This is a genomic window from Campylobacter sp. RM16187 (assembly GCF_025319965.1).
In the GTDB taxonomy this organism is placed as follows: domain Bacteria; phylum Campylobacterota; class Campylobacteria; order Campylobacterales; family Campylobacteraceae; genus Campylobacter_A.
This window is the reverse complement of record NZ_CP012549.1, coordinates 1,562,028-1,586,841: the sequence shown is the minus strand read 5'-3', so window position 1 is coordinate 1,586,841 and position 24,814 is coordinate 1,562,028. Positions and strand designations below refer to the sequence as shown.

The 24,814-nt window shown below is 39.2% G+C and carries 28 protein-coding genes; 9 read left to right on the top strand and 19 right to left on the bottom strand.

The window, feature by feature from the left end:
- Nucleotides 1-3: 3 nt before the first annotated feature.
- From CDOMF_RS08440 to CDOMF_RS08405, 8 genes are all read right to left on the bottom strand, one after another.
- Complete coding sequence (locus tag CDOMF_RS08440) at nt 4-531, bottom strand: hypothetical protein (RefSeq protein WP_260951549.1); 528 nt, start codon at nt 529-531, stop codon at nt 4-6.
- The gene (locus tag CDOMF_RS08435; RefSeq protein ID WP_260951548.1) at nt 524-1,051 is read right to left on the bottom strand and encodes a hypothetical protein; all 528 of its coding nucleotides are present in this window, start codon (nt 1,049-1,051) and stop codon (nt 524-526) included. The genes CDOMF_RS08440 and CDOMF_RS08435 overlap by 8 nt, the downstream gene beginning before the upstream one ends.
- The gene (locus tag CDOMF_RS08430; protein ID WP_169972891.1) at nt 1,041-2,057 is read right to left on the bottom strand and encodes a hypothetical protein; all 1,017 of its coding nucleotides are present in this window, start codon (nt 2,055-2,057) and stop codon (nt 1,041-1,043) included. Before CDOMF_RS08430 ends, CDOMF_RS08435 begins: the two co-directional genes overlap by 11 nt.
- A gap of 66 nt (nt 2,058-2,123) precedes the next feature.
- Entirely contained in the window at nt 2,124-2,351 is a 228-nt protein-coding gene (locus CDOMF_RS08425; RefSeq protein ID WP_260951547.1) for an excalibur calcium-binding domain-containing protein, read from the bottom strand.
- A complete protein-coding gene (locus CDOMF_RS08420; RefSeq protein ID WP_260951546.1) occupies nt 2,348-2,812 on the bottom strand; it encodes a hypothetical protein in 465 nt (154 codons plus the stop codon). Before CDOMF_RS08420 ends, CDOMF_RS08425 begins: the two co-directional genes overlap by 4 nt.
- Nucleotides 2,805-3,440: a lysophospholipid acyltransferase family protein gene (locus tag CDOMF_RS08415; RefSeq protein WP_260951545.1), complete on the bottom strand. Its 636-nt coding sequence runs from the start codon at nt 3,438-3,440 to the stop codon at nt 2,805-2,807. Before CDOMF_RS08415 ends, CDOMF_RS08420 begins: the two co-directional genes overlap by 8 nt.
- Nucleotides 3,421-4,683, bottom strand: a complete 1,263-nt coding sequence (gene miaB / locus CDOMF_RS08410; RefSeq protein ID WP_442863507.1) for a tRNA (N6-isopentenyl adenosine(37)-C2)-methylthiotransferase MiaB — start codon at nt 4,681-4,683, stop codon at nt 3,421-3,423. Before miaB ends, CDOMF_RS08415 begins: the two co-directional genes overlap by 20 nt.
- A 47-nt stretch (nt 4,684-4,730) precedes the next feature.
- Complete coding sequence (locus tag CDOMF_RS08405) at nt 4,731-4,973, bottom strand: HP0268 family nuclease (RefSeq protein WP_169940004.1); 243 nt, start codon at nt 4,971-4,973, stop codon at nt 4,731-4,733.
- 145 nt (nt 4,974-5,118) lie between these two features.
- Between CDOMF_RS08405 and nusA the strand changes: the two genes are divergently transcribed.
- Together nusA and CDOMF_RS08395 are read left to right on the top strand one after the other, a co-directional pair.
- On the top strand, nt 5,119-6,225 hold the full coding sequence (gene nusA / locus CDOMF_RS08400) for a transcription termination factor NusA (protein ID WP_260951543.1): 1,107 nt from the start codon (nt 5,119-5,121) through the stop codon (nt 6,223-6,225).
- A 273-nt stretch (nt 6,226-6,498) separates the two neighbouring features.
- Entirely contained in the window at nt 6,499-8,313 is a 1,815-nt protein-coding gene (locus CDOMF_RS08395) for a DNA polymerase III subunit gamma/tau (protein ID WP_260953163.1), read from the top strand.
- A 41-nt stretch (nt 8,314-8,354) separates the two neighbouring features.
- Here the strand turns inward: CDOMF_RS08395 and rho are convergent, their stop codons facing one another.
- Complete coding sequence (rho, locus tag CDOMF_RS08390; RefSeq protein ID WP_260951542.1) at nt 8,355-9,698, bottom strand: transcription termination factor Rho; 1,344 nt, start codon at nt 9,696-9,698, stop codon at nt 8,355-8,357.
- Nucleotides 9,699-9,870: 172 nt separating this feature from the next.
- On the opposite strand from rho, the gene CDOMF_RS08385 reads away from it, so the two are divergent.
- Entirely contained in the window at nt 9,871-10,980 is a 1,110-nt protein-coding gene (locus tag CDOMF_RS08385; protein ID WP_260951541.1) for a cation diffusion facilitator family transporter, read from the top strand.
- Between the two features lie 26 nt (nt 10,981-11,006).
- Here CDOMF_RS08385 and CDOMF_RS08380 read toward each other — a convergent pair whose 3' ends face one another.
- The 5 genes from CDOMF_RS08380 to CDOMF_RS08360 form a co-directional block, all read right to left on the bottom strand.
- The gene (locus CDOMF_RS08380) at nt 11,007-11,948 is read right to left on the bottom strand and encodes an ABC transporter permease (protein WP_260951540.1); all 942 of its coding nucleotides are present in this window, start codon (nt 11,946-11,948) and stop codon (nt 11,007-11,009) included.
- Nucleotides 11,941-12,687, bottom strand: coding sequence for an ATP-binding cassette domain-containing protein (locus CDOMF_RS08375; protein WP_260951539.1), 747 nt, complete (start codon nt 12,685-12,687; stop codon nt 11,941-11,943). The genes CDOMF_RS08380 and CDOMF_RS08375 overlap by 8 nt, the downstream gene beginning before the upstream one ends.
- Nucleotides 12,674-13,633, bottom strand: a complete 960-nt coding sequence (locus CDOMF_RS08370) for a sugar ABC transporter substrate-binding protein (protein WP_260951538.1) — start codon at nt 13,631-13,633, stop codon at nt 12,674-12,676. The genes CDOMF_RS08375 and CDOMF_RS08370 overlap by 14 nt, the downstream gene beginning before the upstream one ends.
- 129 nt (nt 13,634-13,762) lie before the next feature.
- Nucleotides 13,763-14,848, bottom strand: coding sequence for a threonine synthase (locus CDOMF_RS08365; protein ID WP_260951537.1), 1,086 nt, complete (start codon nt 14,846-14,848; stop codon nt 13,763-13,765).
- A 29-nt stretch (nt 14,849-14,877) separates the two neighbouring features.
- Nucleotides 14,878-15,255 (bottom strand): RidA family protein, encoded by a 378-nt coding sequence (locus CDOMF_RS08360; RefSeq protein ID WP_260951536.1) that lies wholly within the window; start codon nt 15,253-15,255, stop codon nt 14,878-14,880.
- Between the two features lie 152 nt (nt 15,256-15,407).
- On the opposite strand from CDOMF_RS08360, the gene CDOMF_RS08355 reads away from it, so the two are divergent.
- On the top strand, nt 15,408-17,792 hold the full coding sequence (locus CDOMF_RS08355) for a heavy metal translocating P-type ATPase (RefSeq protein WP_260951535.1): 2,385 nt from the start codon (nt 15,408-15,410) through the stop codon (nt 17,790-17,792).
- 12 nt (nt 17,793-17,804) lie between these two features.
- A complete protein-coding gene (gene ccoS / locus CDOMF_RS08350) occupies nt 17,805-18,026 on the top strand; it encodes a cbb3-type cytochrome oxidase assembly protein CcoS (RefSeq protein ID WP_170019309.1) in 222 nt (73 codons plus the stop codon).
- Between the two features lie 30 nt (nt 18,027-18,056).
- Here ccoS and CDOMF_RS08345 read toward each other — a convergent pair whose 3' ends face one another.
- The 3 genes from CDOMF_RS08345 to CDOMF_RS08335 all read right to left on the bottom strand — a co-directional run bounded on the left by CDOMF_RS08345 (nt 18,057) and on the right by CDOMF_RS08335 (nt 19,195).
- On the bottom strand, nt 18,057-18,359 hold the full coding sequence (locus CDOMF_RS08345) for a c-type cytochrome (protein ID WP_170019310.1): 303 nt from the start codon (nt 18,357-18,359) through the stop codon (nt 18,057-18,059).
- A gap of 139 nt (nt 18,360-18,498) precedes the next feature.
- Complete coding sequence (locus tag CDOMF_RS08340; RefSeq protein WP_170019311.1) at nt 18,499-18,801, bottom strand: c-type cytochrome; 303 nt, start codon at nt 18,799-18,801, stop codon at nt 18,499-18,501.
- Nucleotides 18,802-18,889: 88 nt separating this feature from the next.
- Nucleotides 18,890-19,195 (bottom strand): c-type cytochrome, encoded by a 306-nt coding sequence (locus tag CDOMF_RS08335; RefSeq protein ID WP_169972928.1) that lies wholly within the window; start codon nt 19,193-19,195, stop codon nt 18,890-18,892.
- 120 nt (nt 19,196-19,315) lie between these two features.
- Between CDOMF_RS08335 and CDOMF_RS08330 the strand changes: the two genes are divergently transcribed.
- From CDOMF_RS08330 to gmhA, 4 genes are read left to right on the top strand one after another with little or no spacing between them, the layout of a single operon-like run.
- Nucleotides 19,316-19,831 (top strand): D-glycero-alpha-D-manno-heptose-1,7-bisphosphate 7-phosphatase, encoded by a 516-nt coding sequence (locus CDOMF_RS08330; protein ID WP_260951534.1) that lies wholly within the window; start codon nt 19,316-19,318, stop codon nt 19,829-19,831.
- Nucleotides 19,828-20,817: an ADP-glyceromanno-heptose 6-epimerase gene (rfaD, locus tag CDOMF_RS08325; protein WP_260951533.1), complete on the top strand. Its 990-nt coding sequence runs from the start codon at nt 19,828-19,830 to the stop codon at nt 20,815-20,817. Before CDOMF_RS08330 ends, rfaD begins: the two co-directional genes overlap by 4 nt.
- Complete coding sequence (rfaE1, locus tag CDOMF_RS08320) at nt 20,810-22,216, top strand: D-glycero-beta-D-manno-heptose-7-phosphate kinase (protein ID WP_260951532.1); 1,407 nt, start codon at nt 20,810-20,812, stop codon at nt 22,214-22,216. Before rfaD ends, rfaE1 begins: the two co-directional genes overlap by 8 nt.
- Nucleotides 22,203-22,769, top strand: coding sequence for a D-sedoheptulose 7-phosphate isomerase (gene gmhA, locus CDOMF_RS08315; protein ID WP_260951531.1), 567 nt, complete (start codon nt 22,203-22,205; stop codon nt 22,767-22,769). Before rfaE1 ends, gmhA begins: the two co-directional genes overlap by 14 nt.
- Before the next feature lie 30 nt (nt 22,770-22,799).
- On the opposite strand, the gene waaF is transcribed toward gmhA, so the two are convergent.
- Nucleotides 22,800-23,759: a lipopolysaccharide heptosyltransferase II gene (waaF, locus tag CDOMF_RS08310; RefSeq protein ID WP_260951530.1), complete on the bottom strand. Its 960-nt coding sequence runs from the start codon at nt 23,757-23,759 to the stop codon at nt 22,800-22,802.
- Nucleotides 23,743-24,774, bottom strand: a complete 1,032-nt coding sequence (locus tag CDOMF_RS08305; protein WP_260951529.1) for a glycosyltransferase family 4 protein — start codon at nt 24,772-24,774, stop codon at nt 23,743-23,745. The genes waaF and CDOMF_RS08305 overlap by 17 nt, the downstream gene beginning before the upstream one ends.
- Nucleotides 24,775-24,814 lie beyond the last annotated feature (40 nt).

The following is a 24,814-nucleotide window of genomic DNA, read 5'->3' as shown; positions in this document are numbered from 1 at the left end:
AAACTACTTAAGTCCGTAAACTTTGATATTAAAAGTAGTGTGTATGTTGCCGCTATTTTCACGCATCTGTATAGGAAAATCAACTTTTATAATATTATCGTATTTTGTAAGCGCATTAATAAAGCTGTAAAACTTGGTCGGAGTTAAAATATTGCTAGTTACGTTTAGTTCATATCTAAAAAATTGCTCTTTGTTTGAATCATTGTTTATTTGGCTGAGTTTTACATCATTAAAATAATTTTTTGCAAATTTTGTGAAGTTATCCTCGCTAAATTTTGTATCAAATGCCTTAAATATAAGCCTATCTTTCTCTTTTATATCATTTAGCGTTGAATTTTTACTATTGTAAATTTGATTTATCTTTGTTACACTGGCCGCTTGGATGCGGTTTTGGTATTGAACCTCTCGGTAGTCTTTGATATTTGGCACAATGAACGCAAATATCATTACAAGGCATACAACGATAAATATTAAAACATAGATTAAAAGTTTGACTATATCAATCTCTTCTAAACTTGTATCTTTACTCATTGTAGCCTTCCGAATTGTCAATCTTGTTTGTGCTAATGAAATTTAGCCATCCGTTTTGAAGCTGATAAAAAGTCGTATTTGAGGTATTAAATATCGATTTTAAAGGGGCTAAAAGCAGCATATTGTAAGTATCTTTGCTTGGCGTTACGCCCTTTATTACAAGAGAGTTTTTGTGCATTATTACTTCGTTTAATGTTATGCTGTCTGGCACCAGATCAAAAAGATTGTTTAGACTCTGTTTTAATATCGTATTTGAAGCAAAAATTTCATATGCCCATTCGCGTTGCTCTTGTAGTTTTGCCGTGATTTCATCAATATTTTTGATATCTTTTGAGATTGTATTGTAATTTGTTTTTAGGTCCTCTATATTGTTTTGTAGTGAGTGATTTTTAAAGACTAAAAATAGATTCAGAGCCAATAAAAGGACAAAAACACTACCTATGAAAATAAACCAAATTTTACTAAATAGAGTTAAAAACGGCTTTTTAGCAGGATTTATAAGGCTATATCTATAAGTCATCTTTAGCCTCGCTCATCATAAGCTCAGTCATCATTTTAAGCGTGTTGACAGGATAGGCCGCTGTTTCTACCATTAGTTCGGTTTCTAAATAGTGTAGAAAGGTAGCGCTTGTTTTTATGTTATCAAAAATTACTATTTGCTCAATAAAATCGCCGTCATACATCGGATTTAGATAAAAATCTTTAAGAGTGTTTACAATATATTGATACATACTCATATCGCGTCCAAATATCGATACGGAAGTCGCCACGTCTTTTGATACCGGCATATTTATATCGTAATCAAGATCAGCAAAATCATCTGTAGTTGAGCCTGATTTTAGCATATTATCAAGATTATCAATTCCGTCTAAACTCTCTACATCGGAATCAATTTCAGCGATAAAATCATCTATATCGTCTATTTTTTCTTGGTTAAAATCCAAATCATCATCTGACGAGACTCCGATATTTTCACCGGTTTTTGTAAAGGATGCAAATTTAAATTTGCCTTTGTTTGCTATACAAAGTGCAAACGAGTCTTTGTGACTGTATATATAAAGGGTATTTTTTTTATTTTCTTTTTTATCAATAATGGCTTTGTGCATAAGAGCTATCGGAGAGTATAAAAAATCAATACCGATTGGCTTAAATTTTACTTTCATCTGCGCAATATCCATTAGATCGGCATACACAAACCACTCATCAGAAATTTTAGTAAAGCTTATATTTTTTGGATCTATGCTAAATAATTTAAATTCATCTTCGTTTTTGCAAGCAATGGCGCCTTGTCCCATATAGTCGAAAAATACGGCTATATAGACCCATTTGTACTCTTTTTGTTGACGCTTTATAAAGTCTATGATTTTTTCATTTAAGATATCTGGATCTTCATTATCAAATTCTGTTTTTATAGTCTTTATCGTTTTGCCATTTCTTGTCACTATACCGTAAAATAGACACTGCTTAGCCTCTACAACAACGCTAAGATATAAAATGCTAAAAAAACGGCGAATAGAAAACGACATAATTCTCCTAAAATTTATAGTGTTTTATCTTACCTAAAATTGGCATTAATTGCAATTAAATCGATGTTATCTTAATATGACGTGGCTACAATGTTGACTCTCGCAAGGCACACCGTCATTATCCCCGTCTGTCTTTTGGTTGCCGCCATTCTTTTCGCTTTTGCATTTTTTTAAATACTTCATCGCTTCATCACAATCCTTAAAGTGCGAGCAGTAGTATTTTTTGGAGCAATCAATCTTATCTCCGCCAATAAGCATACTAATGCAAAAAGCAACTAAAACCAAGTATCTCATATTTCGTCCTTAAAAAGCTCTTCTTTAAGCTTTACAAATTTATCTCGCATATCTCTTGCTTCCTCTTGGATATCTTTTGGCGTTAGCGTTGAAGGCTTTAATTTGTCGTATCCTTCTATGACGATCTCGCACATTATGCGTATGCGGTTAGTATCCACCTTGCTAACCTCGCTAGACTTGCTTATCTTTAAAATTTGCTCCAGATATTCATTTGCTTCTTCTATGTATCTTGCGTATTTTAGAGCGATTTCGCTTTGTTTCATCACCGTGTTTGCCATCTTGTTATAGATGTCTTTTTCGTAGGCTTTTTGGGCTAATTCATGCGCTTTTTTGTAGTTTCCGATTTCATAATAAAATTTAGACTGCAAAGCCTCTTGGTATGAGCTGTTTGTCGCAAAAAACACCCAAGATCCAACGATGATAGCGGTAGCTAAAAGGACTATGAAAAATTTATTATTCATCGCTAGCACCCATCTTCTTTTTTATCAAATTTTTAGCCTCATCAAGGCTTAAATTTGCTACGCTAAAAGGCTGCGAAAGAGTAAAATTTATAGCTGAAAACGGCTTTGGCAATATCATCTTATCCCAGCTTTTAAACTGCCAAAATTTACTTGCTTCGTAGTTTAGAATTTGGATGTTTACATTTTGCTTCTGAGCGATTATGACAGCTCCGTCCGCTACGCTATGGCGCGGACCTCTTGGGCCGTCAGGAGTGATTATCACATCATTGCCGGCTTTTATCTCTTTAAAGGCGTTTATAAGGGCTTTCGCGCCGCCTTTTGAGCTGCTTCCCCTGATAGTTCCTATGCCAAAAAATTTAATCACTCTTGCGATGATCTCGCCGTCTTTATGATCGCTTATTATCACCTTGCCGTGTCTTTTAAATTTGCCCCACCAGTGCAGGTAGGCAAAGCTCATCATGGCTATGCGCCCATGCCAAAAGAGCACGACATGAGCGGGAGCTTCTAAATTTGTCTTTGAGTAGGTCTTTTTGCAGGTTAAAAATATGAGCCAAATAAGAAAATATATGGCGTAAGTGGTGAAATTTATAAAAATCGCTCTTTTAAATTTAGCCCACCAACTCGCCATAAAGAACCATTCTTTTTGGATTTGTGATTTTTACTTTTAGTGTTTTGCCAAGCAGTTCTTCGCTACCCTCTACTTGAACTAAGAAGTTATTAAAGCTTCTTCCGGCAACTGCGCCATTTGCCCTTAGCTCTTCAAAATAAACTTCTAAAATTTTATCTTTTTGAGATGTGGTTATCTCATCTAAAATTTCATTGTGTCTGCTTTGAAGCCTTGTAAGCCTTGCTGAGGCGATGTTGTCTGGAATTTGATTTGTAAACTCTGCTGCCTTTGTAAGAGGGCGAGGGGAGTATTTAAAGCTAAAAATTTGCTCAAATCTAACTTGCTCTAGTACGTCCATCGTATCTTCAAATTCAGCGTCCGTTTCACCGGGGAAAGCCACGATAATATCGGTGCTTATGCTTACATCAGGACACATTGAGCGAAGTTTAAGCGCACGGTCTAAAAACCACTCTTTCGTATATCCTCGCTTCATCTCTCGAAGGACTTTTGTGTTACCACTTTGAAGCGGCATGTGCATTGATTTGCAAATTTTGGGATTATTTACAAAAACTTCTAAAAATTTATCATCCATATGAAGCGGGTGAGGGCTGGTAAATCGAATTCTCTCAACTCCGTTTACTTCGCTAATCTTAACCAGCAGATCGCTAAAATCCATTTTCTCATGCGAGGCTGAAAAGCGCTTGCCGTAGTTGTTTACATTTTGTCCCAGTAAAAATATCTCTTTAGCACCCGCGTCTGCAGCCTTTTTAACTTCGTTTAAAATCAAATTTGCAGGGATTGAGATCTCATCGCCTCTGGTGTGTGGCACGATACAATAGGTGCACTTCTTATCACAACCTATGGAGATGTTTATGTGTGATTTATACGGTGAGCTTCTAAATTCTCCAAAGGCATATTCGCTCTCGTCGTGATTTATGTCTGTGCTTATAAATTTTGGGGTATTTACGGCTTGTGAAATTTTACTTACGTTTCTTGCGCCCAAAACGAAGTCTACGTACGGCGCGCGCTTAAAAATTTCACTTCCAAGATGGCTTGCAGTGCAACCGCACACTCCGATCTTAGCTCCGCTTTTTTTAACTTTTTCAAAGCTACCTACCTCGCTAAATAGCTTATGAACGGGCTTTTCGCGAACCGAGCAGGTGTTTATAAGGATGAGATCGGCATCCTCCATCTTGTCGGTTAGCTCATAGTCCTCTTTTTGCTTAAGTTCTGCGATGATATGCTCACTATCTCGCACGTTCATCGCACAACCTAAGGTTTGTATGAAGAGCTTTTTTTGCGTAGCGTTACTCAAAGAATATGAACCTCATACATGTAGTCGTTCTCATCAAGTCCGTATTTGACGGTTCTGTGATATACGCTTAGTCCTTTTTCTTCGAAGTGCTCGATTAAAGCGATTAGCTGTTTGTGGCTATTGTCTTTGTCGAAATAAAAAATTTTCTGTCCATCTTTGGAAACTGCGGCTTCGATCTTATCAAGCGAGATTGTCTTTGGTTTCGCGTCAATCTCGTTTCTAGCTAGTTTTAGCTCCATCTTTTATCCTTCAAGTTCTGTTTCGTAATCTATTAATATATCAAAAATATCATAAAATGGGTATTAAACTTATTAAAAGTATATATTTTATATAATACAAATCTACACAGATAAAATCCCGTGAAATTTATTATTTGGAGAGATAGTGGAAAAGATAGCAGATATTATAGAATCAATAGCAAATGAAAAAGGCTTAGAGATAGAAGACGTAAAAGAGCGTGTTATAAGAGCTCTTATAAATACCGCCAAGCGTGTTTATGGCGAAAATTACGAATACGATGTTGTTATAGATAGCGCAAGTCGCTCGCTTCGCCTTTACCAAAAAATAACAATAGTAGCCAATGATGATGAGAGATTACAAGAGGATAATGAGCACTTTTTAAGTCTGAGTGAAGCTAAAAAGATAGATAGCGGAGTTGAAGTAGGAGACGAGCTTACTTATGAGCTAAGCACTGATAATCTAGGAAGAACAGCGGCTCAAACCCTTCACAAAGAGCTTGAGTATCATATACAGCGACTTATGGAAGAAAAAATCTTTCAAAAATATCAAGACATGATCGGGCAAATGGTGTTTGGCACCGTTACTCGCGTAGATAGTGAGGAAAATACCTTTATAGAGATAGATGAAATTCGTGCCGTTATGCCGCGTAAAAACCGCATAAAAGGCGAGAAATTTAGAGTCGGAAACGTTGTAAAAGCAGTCATTAAAAGCGTATATATAGACAAATCTCAAGGCATTAGGGTTGAGCTTAGCAGAACCTCTCCGAAATTTTTAGAAGCTCTCTTAAAGGCTGAAGTTCCGGAGATTAAAGATGGTCTTGTGCTGATTGCCGCAAGCGCTAGAATTCCCGGCGAAAGAGCTAAAGTCGCACTTATCTCAACCACTCCAAATGTAGATCCTGTTGGTGCAACAGTCGGCACAAAAGGTGTGCGTATAAATGCCGTCACAAAAGAGCTAAACGGAGAAAATATCGATGCGATAGAGTTTTCAAGTGAGCCAACCATCCTTATAACTCGCGCGATGTCGCCTGCTATCATAAGTGCGGTTAAGATCGTCGATGAGAAAAAAGCGGTCGTAACTATCGCAAGCGAGCAAAAGAGCAAAGCCATAGGCAAAAGCGGTATAAACATACGTCTTGCAAGCATGCTCAGCGGATTTGAAATCGAGCTTGTCGAGCTTGGTAGCGTGAAAGCAAGCGAAGAAAAAGAAGAGAGCATGAAAGATCTTAAAGCTCTCTTTGGAGATCTGTAGGCTAAATTTAGCCTTTAGCAAGGCGGGTTTAAGACCTCCTTGCCGCTAAAATTTACCTGTTTTTAGTTGATCTGTGAAGCGGGTGTTGATAGTCGTTTCTTTCGCATCCGTTTAGTAAAAATCCTGCCAAAAATATCATCGATAGAAGTATAATTTTCTTCATTTTTTTCCTATTTTTAAAATTTTTGCGATTATATCCAAAAATTTCACTATATTAAAAATTTATACAAAAACGGCTACAATCTAGAAATTTAAAAATAAGGAAAATTTGTGTTGCAAGCACTCGCACTTAGATATCGCCCGCGAAATTTCGATGAGCTAATCGGACAAGAATCAGTAAGCAAAAGCCTAACTCATGCACTTAGCGAAAATCGCCTAACTCATGCGTATCTCTTCTCCGGGCTTCGCGGAAGCGGTAAAACCTCAAGCGCTAGAATCTTCTCAAAAGCCTTAGTGTGCGAGCATGGACCTACCGCAAAGCCTTGCGAAAAGTGCGTGCATTGCGAGATGGCAAACGAATCTCGCCACATCGACATCATCGAGATGGACGCAGCAAGCCACCGAAAGATCGATGATATAAGAGAGCTTATCGAGCAGACCAAATACGCTCCTGCCTCAGCAAGGTTTAAAATTTTTATCATCGATGAGGTTCATATGCTTACAAAAGAAGCGTTTAACGCGCTCTTAAAGACGCTTGAAGAGCCTCCTAGTTATGTGAAATTTATCCTTGCGACAACCGATCCGCTAAAGCTTCCTGCCACAGTGCTTTCGCGCACTCAGCATTTTAGATTTAAGCAAATTTCAAAACAAAATATAATCAAACACCTTGAATACATCCTGAGCAAAGAGGGTGTGGAGTATGAGAGCGAGGCTGTCGAAATTCTCGCTCGTAGCGGCTCGGGCTCACTTAGGGATACGCTTACTTTGCTTGATCAAGCCATTGTGTATTCGCATGCAAAGATCACTCAAAGCGTGGTTGCCGATATGCTTGGGCTCTTAGATCCTGCACGCATCGAAGAGATAATGCAAGTTGTGATGAGTGGCGATAGAGCTGCGATGAGCAGGCTTGTAAGCGAGCTTGAAAGCTATGACGGCGAGATGATAATCGATGAGCTGATAGCAAATTTAAAAGAGAATTTCCTTGGAGGAAGCAGTAAGTATTCGCTGCTTTTATACGAGAGATTTTTTAGAATTTTATCCGAAGCCAAAGGCATGCTAAGCGTAAGTAGCGATAATGGCTTCGTGCTTAGTATCATGCTTTTTATGATGATGGAAGCGATAAATTTAAAGCCGATTGACGACATGATAGGAAATTTTGAGATAAAAGAGCAGGGCTTAAATTTAACCGCGCCTACTGCTAAACAGCCTCAAAAAGCTCAGGTAAATACACCTGCTAAAGTAGTGGCAAAAAGCCCGTATGAGCTATTTTTGGATAAAATTTACGATAGGGATTATACGCTTGGAGAGTGCTTTAAAGAGTGCATAGAATTTTTGGAGTTTAAAGATAACTGCCTTAGCCTTTCTTCAAACGCAAGCGGATCAAATCAGGAAAAATTACGCTCAAGCTCAAAAGTGATAATGGAAATTTTGCGTGCAAATTTTGGCTCAGAGGCAAAGATCAAGATCGCTCCAAAAGAAGCTCAGCCTAAACAAGATGATAAAAACGACCAAAATTTAGATGAGAGTGTTCAAGCTGAGACCAAGCCCGACGTAGAGCAAAATTCAAACTTAACCGAGCCAAACCAAGAAGCTCAGTCAAATTTTAAGCCGTATCTTGGTGATAAAAGAGATAATACCGAGGATTTTGCGACTGCTTATTCGCTTAAATTTCAAACGGATTCGGGCATAGTGGTTGATGATATGGCTTTGCTTGATATGGAACTTGAAAAGATAGAGGAGCAAAGCAAGGAAGCAAGTAAGCCAAGTGAAATTCCCGAAGTAAAAGTTAAGATAGGCGAAACTGCTGCTATCAAATCTGAAGCTAGTGAGTCAAAATCGCCCGAAGAGCTACAAAACGCTAAAAATCAAGCCATCTTAAAAGAGGCAAATAGGCTTTTTGGTGAGCCTGAAATTTTAAGTTTAGGTTAGTGAAGAATAAAGCTAAAATTTGAGCTTTTAAGGCTCAAATTTTAATCATTTAGTATCGATAACAGCTCGTTGTTGTCTTTTGTTTTAAGCATCTTTGCATATAGGAATTTAAGCGCTTCAACATCATCCATCGAAGCGATCGCAGAGCGTATAGCCCAAATTTTTTGAAGTTCGTCAGGCTTTTGAAGAAGCTCTTCTTTTCTTGTGCCTGATTTTAGGATGTTGATAGCCGGATAAATTCTGCGGTCTGAGATGTTGCGATCAAGCACGATCTCGCTATTTCCAGTGCCTTTAAACTCCTCAAATATAACTTCATCCATCCTTGAGCCCGTGTCGATAAGCGCTGTTGCGACGATAGTCAAGCTTCCACCGTCTTCGATATTTCTAGCCGCTCCGAAAAAGCGTTTTGGCTTATGAAGTGCATTTGCATCAACGCCGCCCGTTAGCACTTTGCCGCTTGGCGGAGTTACTGTATTGTAAGCGCGCGCAAGACGAGTTATGCTATCAAGCAAGATGATGACGTCCTTGCCCATCTCGACAAGGCGCTTTGCTTTTTCGATAACAAGCTCTGCGACTCGCACGTGATTAAGCGCAGGAAGATCAAAAGTCGAGCTAAATACTTCACCTTTCACGCAGCGCTGCATATCGGTAACCTCTTCAGGGCGCTCATCAACCAAAAGCACCATAAGGTGAGCTTCGGGATGATTTCTTGCGATACCGTGAGCAAGCTCTTTCATAAGCTCTGTTTTACCGCTTCTTGGAGGCGCGACTATAAGCCCGCGCTGTCCCTTTCCGATAGGAGTAAAGAGATCAAGCACGCGGCCCGTAAGCTTCATCGCGTCATACTCAAGATGAAGCTTTTGCGTAGGAAACAGCGGAGTTAAGTTATCAAACAGAGGTCTTTCTTTAGCTTCTGCTAAAGGCATGTAGTTAACCGCTTCGATTTTAAGCAGAGCGTAGTACTTTTCTTGATCTTTCGGTTCTCTAACTTGACCGGTTACGATGTCGCCCACACGAAGGGCAAATTTGCGAATTTGAGAGTTTGAAACGTAAGCATCGTTAGAGCTGTCGCTTAAATTTGCATCGACCGAGCGTAAAAATCCATAACCCTCGTTTGTGATCTCCAAAATTCCCGTAAATAGGATGAAGCCGCCTTGCTTGGTCTGTGTTTTTAAAATTTCAAATATCAAATCTTGTCTGCGAAATTCGCGCGGGTTTTCCACACCTACGCCGTTTGCTATCTGTACAAGTTCTTCTAGGCTTAGTGTGCGAAGTTCTTCGATTTTATGTCCGTCAACAGGGATGTGAGTTCGTGTGTTTTGATGTTTTTTTGTCGTTTTTTGCGCCTCTGAATTTGCTTGCGCAGATTGATTGATGTTTTCCATTAGTCCTCTTTAAATTTACTGGATAAAATAGTAGAAAAATAAAGTTTCAAAAGAAGTTCTTTGAAGTTCGTATTTTATAGAAAATTTGCTTTGTTGTCAAGTAAAAGCAAGTCTCTAAAAAGGCTAAAAAATATGATAAAATGGCGAAAATCTTAATAAAAAGAAGTCTAAAATGATGCAATTTAAAGACGGCGAGCGCGAAAAAAAGATAATAAAAACAGCGTTTATCGGGATAGTGACAAATGTGATCTTAGCAAGCATTAAAATTTTTATAGCTCTTGCTTCAAATTCGGTCGCCATCATCTCTGATGCGGTAAATAACCTAAGTGATGCATTTTCAAGTTTGATAACGATTTTTGGCTCAAAGCTTGCTCAAAAGTTACCTGACGAGAGCCATCCATACGGCTACGGAAGGGTTGAATATATCGGAGGGCTTATAGTTTCTATCATAGTTTTAATGCTTGGTTTTGAGTTTTTAAAAACCTCGATAGAAAACATCATAGAGCCCGTTACCACGACATTTACTCCGGCTCTTTTAACCATACTTTTCATCGCTATATTTGTAAAATTTGCCATAGCGTTTTACTATAAAAAGATGGGAAATTTAACCAAGTCCATAGCCTTAAAAGCAGTTGGACAGGAAGCCTTAGGAGACGCCATAATATCTTGCGTGATACTTGTTAGCGCAGGTCTTTCATACTTTGCAAATATCCAAGTTGACGGCTATGCGGGAGCCTTGGCTTCGCTTTTTATCATCTATAACGGCGTGATTTTGATCAAAGAGACCTTTGATAGGATTATCGGCGGGCGAGTGGAAAAAGAGGTAAGCGATGAAATTTATAAAGCAGTTAAAGAGTGCGAGATAGTGCTTGATGCGTATGATCTCATCCTTCACAACTACGGCGTTGAGCGCTATGTGGGTTCGATAAACGTTGAAGTTGATGAACACATGAAAATTTCAGAAATTTCTCAGCGACTAAACGAGCTTCAGATAGAAATTTACCGCAAATATAGAATCTATCTTGTCTTTGGAATTTATAGCGTAAATTTAGGGCAAAACGACACAAAAGAGTGCGTGAAAAACTTGCTAAGCGAGTTTAAAAGCATACTGAATTTGCACGCATTTTTTATAAATACCGCCAAAAAAACGGTTAGATTTGACGTTGTAGTTAGCTTTAAAGAGAGAAATTTAGACGAGCTTAGAAGTAAGATGGAGAGTCTCGTTGCAGAGCAGTTTCCGGGATATAAAATTTTTATCGTTATCGATAGAGAGTTTGCTTAGAGCCTAAAAATAGCGCGCAAAGCAAGTTAAATGTCGCGCGCTTTGGAATTTTTATCAAATTTAGCGTATATCACTACCGATACGATGATGATGGCTCCGTAAATCACCCGTGTGTAAAACGCGTCAAAGCCCATGGCTACGATACCGCTTTCCATTATGCCTATGATTATGCTGCCTATGAGTGTTCCGTATACGCTTCCGCTTCCTCCGCTTACGCCCGTGCCACCGATGAAGATCGCCGCAAAGACAAGCAGCATGTAGCCGTCTCCTTGCGTAGGCCACCAGTTGATAAACTCAAGGCTTAGGATGATGCTTGCAAGCGCGCTCATCACGCCCATATTGATGAAAAGCAGGTATTTGCTCCTAGCGACGTTTATGCTTAGCATTTTGGCGGCCTTTGCGTTATCGCCTGAAAATAGGATGTTATCTCCAAATTTATGCCTAAATATCACGATGTAAGTTAGCAGGGCTAAGAGAGTTCCGATGATTGATTGAGCGGGAATTCCAGCGATCCTGCCTACAAAAAACTCTTTCATAAAGCCTTCAGCGCTTGCCAGTGAGAGCGAAAGCCCACCGCTTAGCACCACCGCAAGTCCGCGCCAGAAAAACTGCGTGCCGATAGTTGCGATGATGGAAGGAATTTTGGCGTTTATAACCAAAAGCGCGTTAAAAGCTCCGCTAAGTGCGCCAAATGCAAGGCTTACTAGCACCGCAAGAGCCAAATTTCCGCTTGCTTTAAAAATGTAAGAAAAGACAAATCCGCTCATCGCCATCGTTGCAGGAAAGCTCATGTCAAACTCGCCCGCGATTATAAGAGGAAGCAAGCCAAGGCAGAGTATGAGTATGATGGGCACTGAGGTTAGGTAGCTAAAATAGATGTTTTTAGCCAAAAATACCTCAGGCGAAAAGGCCGCAAACACTCCTAAAATCACAAAAAGTATCGCCGTGATGACTAAATTTTTACTCATAAAATACCTTGTAGAGTGAATTTAGGTCTGAAATTTCGCTTTTATCTAGCTCGTGCTCTATAACTCCGCTTCGTAAAAGCACGAATTTATCGGCGATATGAAAGGCTTGATTTAAGTTGTGAGTGATGATTATGATGCTTAAATTTTGCTCTTTGAGCTTATCTAAAAAGCCCATAAACCGCTCGGTCTCATTTACGCCAAGCGCGGTTGTGGGCTCATCAAGAATGAGAATTTGCGATTTGAAATAAATCGCTCTAGCTATGGCAAGCCCTTGCTTTTCGCCTCCGCTTAAGTTGCTTGCAAGGCTTGTAGCGTCGATTCCTGCTCCGCTAAAGCCCATGAACTCTTTTAAAATTTGATTTGAAATTTCTATCTCTTTTTTCTTATCGATAAGACCGAATTTCGTGATATGACGAGTAGCGAATATGTTTCGATAAATCTCTTGAGAAAGCCCGAGCGAGCTATCTTGAAAGACTACTTCCATGCCTAAATTTCTAGCTTTTAGCAGGTCAAATTCTCCCCTCTTTATAGGAGTATCAAGCACGCTAAAGCTATCAAATTTATCAAATTTCTCATAGCCGCAAAGGCACTTGATAAGCGTTGATTTACCCGCTCCGTTATCGCCTAAAAGAGCGATCGTCTCGCCCTTTTTTAGGCTAAAATTTATGCCTTTTAAAATTTTGGTTTTGCCAAAACTTTTAAATGCGTTTTTAAGCTCTATCGCGTTATCTGATGCCATTTTTTACTAACGGCTCGATAAGAGCTATGTTTTTAGCTGTAATGAAGCCTCCGCCGGTATCAACTTTAAACCCTGAAAATCCGTATTTTTTGCTCATTACGATTTGCACGATACTAAAATACCCCTGAAAGAACGGCTGTGCGTCGGCAACCAGATCGATTGAGCCGTCTTTTATGCCTGCAATCGTAGCAGGAGATAGCGAAAATCCTGCGATATTTAGCTTTTCTTTATCCAAATTTAGGCTTTTCATGAACTGCGGTGACTGCGCCGTTAGAGCTCCGTGGTCAAGCACTACCAGCTTGGTATCGGGATGTTTTGCCATATACGCGCTAAATACGCTAAGTCCTAGGCTTGGATCTTTGTTTATCTCAGGTGAAATTTCGATGTATTCTACTTTTAAACCTTTTTCTTTAAACACCTCAAGCATTGCTTTTGCTCTAAGGCCTCTTACAGGCATGCTAAGTAGTCCCCAAACCATCACCTTTTCGCCGCTTTTCATGTCAAATTTGCGCACCGCTTCGTTAGCCATCGCCTTGCCGCTTTCGTAGTTGTTGCTTCCGGTGTAGCCAAAACCGCTTGATTTAAACGCTCCTAGGCTCTTTGGAAGCTCGGTATCTATGCTAGTTACGTTTATGCCTTTTTCTATCGCATTTTTGATAAGCGGCTGGTATAGCTCATCTCCCGGATGACCCATCACGACGATACCGTCAGGCGAAGTCGCAACTGCGTTTTTGAAATTTTCAACCATCTTGTTTGGATCCCATTCGGAATAAACCACTTTAAGATCGACGTTTAGGTCTTTTGCAGCCATTTTTGCGCCGTTTGAGATAACGCTTGAGAAGTTATCGCCGATACTTCCCGCTTCAAAATAAACTTTAAGCTTATCGCCCGCCGTAAGCGAGCTTGCAAGCAGCAAGCAACTTAATAAAACACTTTTAAATTTCATATTTGCTCCTTAAATTTAATTTTCATGACAAATTTGTTACTTAATAATTATAAATACTATCATATTTGCACTTAAAATTTCGCTCAATTTTATTTTTAGATGAGGCTTTGCGAGCGAAATTTTTTAAATTTAATGCTCGCTTTTAAGCCCGGCTCCGCAAAGTGAGATGATACTATCGCCTATGATCTCGTGAGTTTTTGCATACTCTTCATACGCAGCATATATCGCAGCCGTCGTATGCTCTACGTAAAATCCGCTTTGTGCTAGACGCTCTCTTGCAGGGATTATCGCGCTTTCGGGTATGGTTATCACCTCTCGCTCGCCTGCATATCTGCTAGCTAAAATTTCATGCCCTCTCATCGGCTTTCCTATGGCTATGCCTTCAGCTTCGGTCGGCTTTACCGTTATATCAAGCGGTTTATCTTTAGCGCCAAAAAACGGAGCGCAATTTTCACTTTGCACGATAAAAATTTTAGGCAGTTTCTTTATGAGTCCTGCTTCAAAAAGCTCGGTAAGTGAAAGCTCGCAGCCTATGAGCAAAGTGCCGTTTCCAACAGGCAAGAAGAAGTTATCAGGCACGCGCCCGAGCTGTTCGTAGATCTCATACACATAAGTTTTCGTGCCTTGATAAAAGATTGGATTATAGACGTGATTTGCGTAGTAGATGCCTTCATCGCGCGCTTTTTTACGGCACGCGTCGGCTGTTTCGTCGCGAGTTCCGTCAAATACGTTTGCAGTTGCGCCAAAGGCTTTTATCATATTTATCTTTTTTTGCGAAGTTCCTTTTTTAACCCAAATTTCACACTCAATGCCCGCTCTAGCGCAGTACGCAGCAACCGAATTTCCGGCATTTCCACTGCTATCTTGAAGGACTTTTTTCACTCCTATGCTCTTACAAAGCCAGATGAGAAGCGCTGCACCCCGATCCTTAAAAGAGAGCGTAGGCATCGCATAATCAAGCTTAAAATAAAGCTTATCGTCAAATTTAACGCAAGCGGTCATGCCCTCGCCAAGCGTTAGCTGCCTCCAAATTTCATTTTTAAGAGGCATAAATTCTCGGTAGCGAAATAGGCTAAATTCGCTCTTATCAACAAGATCAAGCGAGAATTTAGGCGGAGTAAATTTAAGCTCGTAAAGTCCGCCGCATTCGCACTCAAAGCTTAAATTTTCAAGCGGAGCTTCGCCGCCGCAACTTGTACATCTAAAATTTGCCATTTTTCTTCCTTGTAAATTTGATTTTAAGCCTAGATCATCGCTACTTGCGCCTCTATCTCAACCAAGCAGCCAAAGTGAAGCCCAGAGGTTGGCACGACCACGCGCGCAGGCTTGTGCTCGCCAAAAAATTTCGCATACTCATCATCTATCTCGTCCCAAAAAGCCACATCAGGCGTATATACGCGGCACATGATCACGTTTTCTTTTTTGGCTCCGGCTTGGGTTAAAACGGCTTGCAAATTTGCCAAAGCTTGTCTTGCATGCTCTCTAGCTCCGCCTTTTGGAAGCTGCAAGGTTGTAGTGTCGATACTAAGCTGTCCCGAGACGTAAAGTATGCCGCCATGCTCAATGGCAGGGGTGTAGTGAGCCTTTCTGTTTTTTGAATTTTGAGTCTGGATCTTTTTCAAATTTGCTCCTTTGATGAAAATTATCAAAATTTACAACCTTTTTTATAAATTCCATGTAAAATTTGGCTTAATATGCAAATTTGATTTAACCTTAAAATCAAAACATTATCTGTATAATTTAGAAATTTAAATTTGAAAGAAAAATGTAACTCATGAGTAAAACCAAGTGCGCACATTGCCACCAAAGCTTTGAAGATAGCGTTATGATCGAGTCCGGCGGCAACAAATTTTGCTGCAACGGTTGCAAAAATGTCTTTGAAATTCTTACTAGCAAAGGGCTTGATGAGTTTTATAAGCGCCTTGGTAAAAATGTCTTAAAACCCGCTAAAGAGCTTGATAAAGAGGATGAAAATACCCAGTTAACTTATCAAAATTACGTTAAAAACGAGAATGGATTTAGCAAAATTTCACTTGTAATTGAGGGGATTCACTGCACGGCTTGCATCTGGCTAAATGAGAAAGTTTTATTTAATACAAACGGAATTTTAGAGGTAAATATAAACGCTTTAAATAATAAAGCCACCATAGTTTGGGATGAAAGCGAGATAAATTTGGCTCAAATTTTAAGGCTCATAAGATCTATCGGCTATGACGCTTACGCTTATGATCCAAGCCGCGGGGAGGAGCGCATAAGCAATAAAAGGCGCGAGTTTTACGCCAAGCTTTTGGTTGGAATTTTTGCCACGATGAATATAATGTGGCTAAGCGTGGCTAAATACGGAGGCTATTTTACGGGCATTAGAGATGATGTAAAGGCTATTTTGAGCTTTGCCGAATTCGTGCTGGCAACGCCTGTGCTATTTTATACGGGAAGCGATTTTTTTAAAGGCGCGCTTGCTGCGATAAAAAACAAAACGCAAAATATGGACTTGCTTATCGTCTCAGGCGCGCTTGGGGCTTATATATTTTCGATATATGCGATGTTTTCAAGGCATGGCGAAGTCTATTTTGACTCGGTTGCGATGATAATCACCTTTGTTTTTATCGGTAAATACTTAGAAGTCTTAAGCAAAAAGCGAGCTAGCGATACGCTTGATAGCCTAAATTCGATGGTTGCAAGCAAAGTAAGCGTGAAAATAGGCGATAAAACCGAGCTTAAAGATGTAAATGATGTTGAGATCAATGATGTGATCGTGATAAGAGCCGGCGAGCGAGTTCTCATAGACGGCGTTATCGCAAGCGGAGCGAGTAGCTTTGACTACTCAAGTCTTACGGGCGAGAGTGCGGCGGTTTTTAAGGAACAAGGAGAGTCGCTAAGCAGCGGCACGATATGCCTTGACGGGTTTGTGGAGTGCGCTGCGAGTGCAAAATTTAGCGACTCAACGCTTAGCAAGATCATACATCTGCTTGAAAAGGCAACTACCAAAAAGCCGCACATAGAAAAGCTTGCAAATGAAATTTCAAGTAAATTTTCAAGCATCATTATGCTTTTAAGTGTTCTTACATTTTGCTTTTGGCTGTGGCATGCAGGCTCTTTTGAAGCGGCTTTGATCGTGGGAATTTCGGTTATCGTCATAGCTTGTCCGTGTGCGCTTGGTCTTGCAACGCCGGTTAGCACGCTTGTGGGGCTTGGAGTGGGCTTTAAAAAAGGCTTGATATTTAAAGAGGCAAAGGTGCTTGAAAGCCTTGCAAAGTGCGATGTAATCGTATTTGATAAGACGGGCACGCTTACTACGGGCAAACTTTGTGTGGATAAATTTGAAAGCTTTATGGAGTGTGATATAAATTTGCTCTATTCGCTTGCAAAAAGCTCCGCTCATCCAGTTAGCAAGGGGGTTTGTGAGTATCTGGAAGCTAAATTTGAGGGGCTTAAAATTTATAATTTGCAAGATGTCGCAAGTATCGAGGCAAAGGGAACTAGAGCGAAATTTAGCACAAGCGAAATTTTTGGCGGAAGCGGGAGATTTATGCAAGAACTTGGCATAAATTTAGATAATGTTAGTAAAAGTACAAATTATTATTTTGCCATTAACGGCAAGCCGGCGGCAAAATTTGAGCTAAGCGATAAGATAAGAGCCGGTGCAAGCGAGTGTATAGAGGCGCTAAAGCAGGCTAAATTCGAAGTGATAATGCTAACGGGAGATAATGAATTTGTAGCTAAAAAAGTAGCAAGCGAGCTTGGCATAAAGGAGTTTAAAGCCAACTGCCTGCCGACCGATAAGGCAAATTTTATAGAAAATTTTACTAAAAACGGCAAAAAGGTCGTGATGGTAGGAGACGGTATAAACGACGCTCTTGCACTAAGTCATGCAAATGTGGCGCTCTGCCTTGGAAGCGGGGCTGATGTGAGCTTGCAGCGAAGCGATGTAGTGCTGATGAGCGATGATTTAAGGCTTATCAAAGAGGCTATCATCTTATCAAAGCGAACTTTTAGAGCGATAAAGCAAAATTTAACTTTCTCGCTTGTCTATAACGCTCTAACCATCCCGCTTGCGATGGCAGGATACGTGGTGCCTGTCGTAGCTGCTATCTCGATGTCATTAAGCTCGCTTGTAGTCGTGTTAAACTCAATGAGAATCAGGCAAAATTTGAAGTGAAATAGGAATAAAATGGATATAAGTATAATAGCTTTGATGATCGGAATTTCAACACTGCTTGGAGCTTTTGGGCTCTTTGCTCTGCTTTGGGGGCTTAAAACCAAGCAGTTTGAGGACTATCGCAAATTTTTAGACGGAACGAAATATGACGATGAAGAGTCGCTAAATGACGCTTATAAAATGGAGTTAAAGCAAAAAGAGGCGGCCAAGAAAAGTTATAGACCGCCCGATTGATAAATTGCCAAGTTAAACTTAAAAATAAGATTATTTTAAAGTTTCGATAAAATCATTAACTGCTTTTATATCATCCATGCTTAATTTTATCATCTGAGTCTTCATTACCGCACCCATACCGTATAAGTTTGCTGTACCTGTTTTATAACCTTCAAGTGCTTTTAAGCGATCTTCTTTAGATACTGAAACAAGAGGCGGAACTTTATTTGCATACTTTTTTTCGGCATATTGACCATGACAGGCGTTGCATTTTTTATATATTTCGGCACCGTCAGTCGCATATAAAGATGAGCCTAAAACAAGGGTGGTTACAAAAAAGATAATCTTTTTCATTTTTTTCCTTTAATAAAAATTATTTGTTATTATATTCTAAATTTACTTAAAATAAATTATAAAAAGAAACTAAAATATTACTTATTATTTTGTTCTTGATTAGTAAATGATATAGGACTACAAGACGGGAGTTAAGAGACTATTTTAGAGTATCTATAAATTCGTTTACAGCCATCAGCTCCTCTATACTCAGATTTACGACTTGATCTTTCATCGAGCTACCCATTCCGTATCTATTGATTGTACCATCTTTGTAGCCTTCAAGTGCCTTTAAACGTCTCTCTTTTGGAATATTTACAATCGCAGATGCCTTGGGATGATATTTTAAATCGGCTTTTTGCCCGTGACAACCCATGCATTTTTTATAAATTTCTTTACCATCTATGGCATATAAAGATGAGTGTAAAATGCAAATAGTTATAAAAATATATAGACTTTTCATTAATACTCTTGATTTAATCTAAAATACAGTTTCAAAAATAAAGTATAAGTGCTTTTTGATAAAATAGGGCGGAAGACCGCCCAGATGTTTATTTTAAAGTAGTAATATACTCAGAGACAGCTTCCATATCAGCTTCGCTTAGTGGAGCTACGATCGGTTTCATCATGGCGGCTGATTTAAATTTGTTTAACGTGCCGGCTTTGTAAGCCTTAAGAGCCTCTACCATCTCCTCTTTTGAAAGAGTTGTAAGAACCGGAACCTTGTTTAAGAAAGATTTCTCAGCTTTTGGGCCGTGACAGGCAACACATTTTTTGTAAAGCGTAGCTCCATCAGCCGCAAAAAGGCTTGAAGCAAGAAGTGCCGCAGCACCTGAAACGATAAGTAGTTTTTTCATTTTATCCCCTTTAGTAAAATAACGGGGCGCATTATAATATAAAAAGATTAATGTTTGGATATATTTTATAAATATTTGTTGCGCTTCTTAAATTTTAGCAATTTTAAGTATAATTCGCCTATGAGTAGTTTGGGTTATAAAAAGGCGCTGTTTTTAGATAGAGATGGCGTTATAAACGAGGATTTCGGCTATGTTTATGAGGTTAAAAATTTTATCTTTAAGGATGAGATTTTTAAAGCGGTTAAAGGCTTTGTAGATAGCGGATTTATCGTTATTATCGTTACTAATCAATCAGGAATCGGAAGAGGCTATTATACACTTGAGCAGTTTAATGAGCTTAGTGAATTTATGCTTGGCGAGTTTGCAAAAAACGGCATTGAGATAGCTAAAATTTGCTTTTGTCCGCACACTCCAGAAGAGGATTGTGAGTGCAGAAAGCCAAAGCCAAAGATGATAATTGACGCGGCAAACGAATTCAAGATAGATCTGGCAAAATCAATAATGATAGGCGATAAAGATAGCGATATCAAGGCCGGAAAAAGTGCAGGAGTCGGCACAAATTTCAAGCTTGACGGCGTAAATTTTAAAAGTGTGGCTGATGTTTTTGAAAAGCTGAAAAAGGAAAATTTGATATGAAGATAGAAAATAAAAAGATAGTTATAACAGGTGGAGCGGGCTTTATCGGCTCGGCACTGGCGCATTATTTTGATGAGAACTGCCCAAGTTGCGAAGTGCTTGTGGTTGATAAATTTAGAAGCGATGAGAAATTTAGCAATGGAAATTTAAAGAGCTTTGGACACTTTAAAAATTTGCTCGGTTTTAAGGGTGAAGTTTATGAAGGCGATATAAATTGCGCTAAGACGCTTAGCATGATAGAGCAGTTTAAGCCGCATATCATCTATCACGAAGCGGCGATTTCTGATACTACGGTTAGAGAGCAAGACGAGTTAATGCGTACAAATTTAAATAGCTTTAAAGACTTGCTTGAAATTTGCCTTAAAACAGGCGCTAAGATGATATATGCAAGCTCGGGTGCAACTTACGGAAATGCTAAAAGTCCTCAAAAAGTAGGAGAGTGCGAATCGCCAAACAACGTATATGGATTTAGCAAGCTAAAGATGGATCATCTTGGGCAAAAATACGCAAAAATAGGCGTTAATGTCGTAGGACTTAGGTATTTTAACGTGTATGGCAAAGGTGAGTTTTTTAAGAACAAAACCGCTTCTATGGTGCTTCAGTTTGGGCTTCAAATTTTAAGCGGAAATACTCCAAAGTTGTTTGAAGGAAGCGATAAGATAAAAAGGGATTTTGTTTATATAAAAGATATCATAAATGCAAATTTGCTAGCTGTCAATGCGCCAAGCGGGGTTTATAATGCAGCCACAGGCAAGGCAAGAAGCTTTCAAGATATAGCAGATATTTTGCAGCGAGAGCTTGGCACAAATTTAGGCAATGAATACATCAAAAATCCTTATACCGGCTCATATCAGTTTCATACGGAAGCTGACATAGAGCCTACCAAAGCCGCTCTTAAATATGAGCCGCAGTGGAGCTTGGAAGAGGGGATAAAAGACTACATCCCTGAGATAAAAAGGATCTTTAAGGAAGAGCTAAATGCGTGAAGTTCGTGCTTTAGTCGTTGGTGATCTGATGCTTGATCACTATATCTGGGGAAGTTGCGACAGAATTTCTCCTGAAGCCCCCGTGCAGGTTGTAAAGATAAAAAATGAGACTAAAAGGCTTGGTGGAGCCGGAAACGTAGTGCTAAATTTGCTCTCTTTGGGCGCTAAAGTGGGTGTGATAAGCGCTGTGGGTAATGATGAAGTGGGCAAAGAGATAGCTAAGATCATCAAGGATTTTGGAGCAAAGCCAGAGTTTATAAAATTTGAAGATGGGCGAACAAGCTCGATAAAAAGCCGTGTCATGGCAACTCATCAGCAAGTAGTTAGGATAGATAAAGAAAGCATCGAAAATATCGCTTGCGAAGATGAACTTGTGAGAGAATTTGGCGCGGCGCTAGATAGCTATGATGTGGTTTTGCTTTCTGATTACGGCAAGGGCGTGCTAACTCCGAAAGTTTGCGCAAAGCTCATAAATGAAGCAAATTTAAAAAATAAACCCGTGCTAATCGATCCAAAAGGCAAAGACTACTCAAAATACGCAGGTGCAACGCTTCTAACGCCAAATAAAAAAGAGGCTAGCGAAGCGGTTGGATTTAGTATAAATAGTGACGCAGAGCTTGAAAATGCGTTAAAAAAGCTAAAAAACGAGCTAAATTTGACTCACTCGCTTATAACCATCTCAGAAGAGGGGATCGCGCTTTTAAAAGATGATAAATCAGTAAAATTTCCAGCTCTTGCAAAAGAAGTCTTTGACGTCACAGGCGCAGGAGATACGGTGCTAGCGACACTTGGCTATATGCTTGGACTTAAAGAAAGTATCGAAAAAGCGATAGAGACTGCAAATTTAGCAGCTGCGGTTGTGGTGGCGAAGGTTGGCTCCGCTACGGCAAGTTTTGAAGAGATAAATGAACTCATTAGAAGTCGTGGGTCGCTTAGCTTTGAAAGCAAGATAAAAAAAGTAGATGAGCTATGCGAGCTGCTTAAAAATAGAGGCGAAAAAAAGCTTGTTTTTACAAATGGCTGCTTTGATATTTTGCATGCGGGGCATGTGAAGTATCTTGCTAAGGCTAGGGAATTTGGTGATATTTTGGTTCTGGGACTAAATTCGGATAGATCGGTTCGAGAGCTAAAGGGACAAAGCCGTCCGGTAAATAGCGAATTTGATAGAGCGTCAGTGCTTGCAGCGCTTGGCTCGGTTGATTATGTAGTGATTTTTGATGAGCTAACCCCACTTGATCTGATAAAGGCTTTAAAGCCTGATATCTTAGTAAAAGGTGCTGACTACGCGGGTAAAGAGGTCGTTGGAAGCGAAGTCGTAAGCGACGTAAGATTGGTTGAGTTTGTGGAGGGCAGAAGCACTACAAATTTGATAAATAGGATACAAAATGCAGATAAATGAGATGATAAAAAATGAACTTGAAGCCCACAAAAAGACGGCAGAGGCTATTTTTGGACTTCAGGACGAGATAAAAAAAGCGTGCGAAATGGCTGTTAGCACGCTTAAAAACAGCGGCAAAATAATGCTCTGCGGAAACGGAGGAAGCGCTGCTGACTCGCAACACATAGCAGCCGAACTTAGCGGAAGATATAAAAAAGAGCGCGGTGCGTTAGCAGGTATAGCGCTAACTACCGATACTTCGGCTTTAACAGCGATAGGAAACGACTACGGATATGAGTTTGTTTTCTCACGCCAACTTGAAGCTATCGGACGAAGCGGCGATCTGCTTATAGCTATATCAACCAGCGGAAATAGTCCAAATGTCATAAGAGCGCTTAAAATGGCTCGCGATATGGGAATTAAAACGCTCGGGCTTAGCGGCAAAGACGGCGGCGCGATGAATGAAATGTGTGATCTAAATTTGGTTATGCCATCAAGCGACACGCCTAGAATTCAAGAGATGCATATCTTGGTAGGACATACTATCTGCCAAGCTATAGATGACTCATTTTAGAGTTTTAAAAGAGCGCCTGATTATTTTTTACTATATAGACGCTCTCTTGTCTAAAATTTCTTTAAAATTTTTCCTTATAGCCTCTATAACCATCTGAGGTTTTAGCTCTTTCATGCATTCGTGTGTGCCAATAGGACATATTCGCTTCATGCAGGGAGCACACTTTAGAGTTAGATGTAGGATATGTGATTTGTCGTTATGCCAGGGGCTGGTTTCTTTGAATTTAGTTGGTCCAAAAATTGCTATAGTAGGCACTTTGTAAGCAGCCGCTATATGCATAGGACCACTATCGTTTGTGATAAAAATATCTATTCCGCCGATTTTTTCGCAAAGCTCTTTTATGTCGGTTTTTCCGGCTAAATTTTCACACTCTATATTTTCTTGTGTTAAAATTGCCTCAATCTTATTGCAAATCTCAGTTTCGCTTTTTGAGCCAAAAATCACTATTTTAAACTCACTGCTAAACTCCTTGGCAACCTCTGCAAAGTACTCCGGATACCATCTTTTGGCACTTCCATAGCTTGCTCCGGGATTTAGTCCTATACTCTTTTTCTCAAATTTAAAAGGCTTAAAGTCTAATTTTAATTCATCATAGATAATGTCTAATTTGAGTGATTGTTGTATGAAATTTTGATATTTTTTTACTTGATGAGCCCTGCTTTTTATCTTTTTAAATTTAAATTTTCGTTTTGCGTTCAAAAAAAACATTAAAAATCTACTTGTAAAGCTGCTCCTAAAGCTAATTGCAATATCAAATTTGCCTAAATTTTTTGCGGTTTTAAAGATATTTAGAAAGCGACTTTTATCCTTTTTGCTGTCATCAATCAGTACTTGCTCGCAATTTGGATGGTTTTTTATGAGCTCTGTTGCCGCAAAAGAGCCAAAAAATGTAAATTTAGCCTTTGGAAATTTAAGTACTATGCTCTCAATCGCAGGCGTTGCCATAATTGCATCACCAAGCCAGGTCGGAAGCTCAATGAAGATACGCATTTATTATCTCCAGCGTTTTTGAGGCATTTTTTTCTATGCTGAAATTTTTAGCAAGCTCGAAGTTTGTCGCTTGCGTTGATGATAAAATTTTAGAATCACTAAGCAGTTTTTCAATTATATTTAAGATAGATTCATCTCCCGAATGGCTCATTACAAACTCTTTTGGAATTATTTCGCTAGCTCCGTTTTGAGCGGTAGTAATGACTGCGTTTTTAAAGCTAAGCGCTTCTAAAACGACATTTGAAAATGGTTCATATCTTGTTGGAAATATAAAAATATCACTTGCTTTGTAAAATTTCCAAGTATCGTTTCTTGCTCCCAAAAACTGCACTTTATACTCCAAATTTAGAGATTTTACGAGCTTTTGATAAGTATGGATTTTCTTATCTTTACCGACGATTAAAGCATGAAATTTACCCTTTAATTTTGATAACAAGTGCAAAAGCTCCCTAACTCCTTTTCTTTCAAACCCGCTTCCTACAAACAAAATAAGTGGCACATCGGCTCTTATACCAAACTCTATGTTAAGCGCATTTTTGGCTTCAAGCTTATTAAAATCATCTTGAATTTTAATACCATTATATATAACTTCAATTTTTTCATCACTTATTCCGTAAGTTTCAATGATCTGTTTTTTGATAAAATTTGAGTTCGCGATGATTTTTTTTGAGTTTTCAAAACAGTGTCGCTCAAGGTAGCAATAGACTAAATTTAGCGGATTAAACTTGCTTTTTTTCTCTTGCATATAGACTTTGTGTACCCCGTCTCCGGCGCGGTAGATGTCTGCACATTTTACTCTTTCGAGAGAGAAGTAAAAATCATCATTTTTGCTTGCGCAAACCTGAAAGTTATAAATAAGAGCTTTTATCCAGGAGCTAAAAAATTTAGGTGTTTTGAGGCTTTTTATTTCGCATTTTATACCGTTTTCCTCAAGTGCGCCTATAAGGCGAGATAGATAAATTTCCGCTCCTCCTATCGCCTTTGGATTCATTCTTAAAAATGTTATTTTTCTCATAAAAACATTCTATAAAAAAATTAATAAAAGATTGGTTATA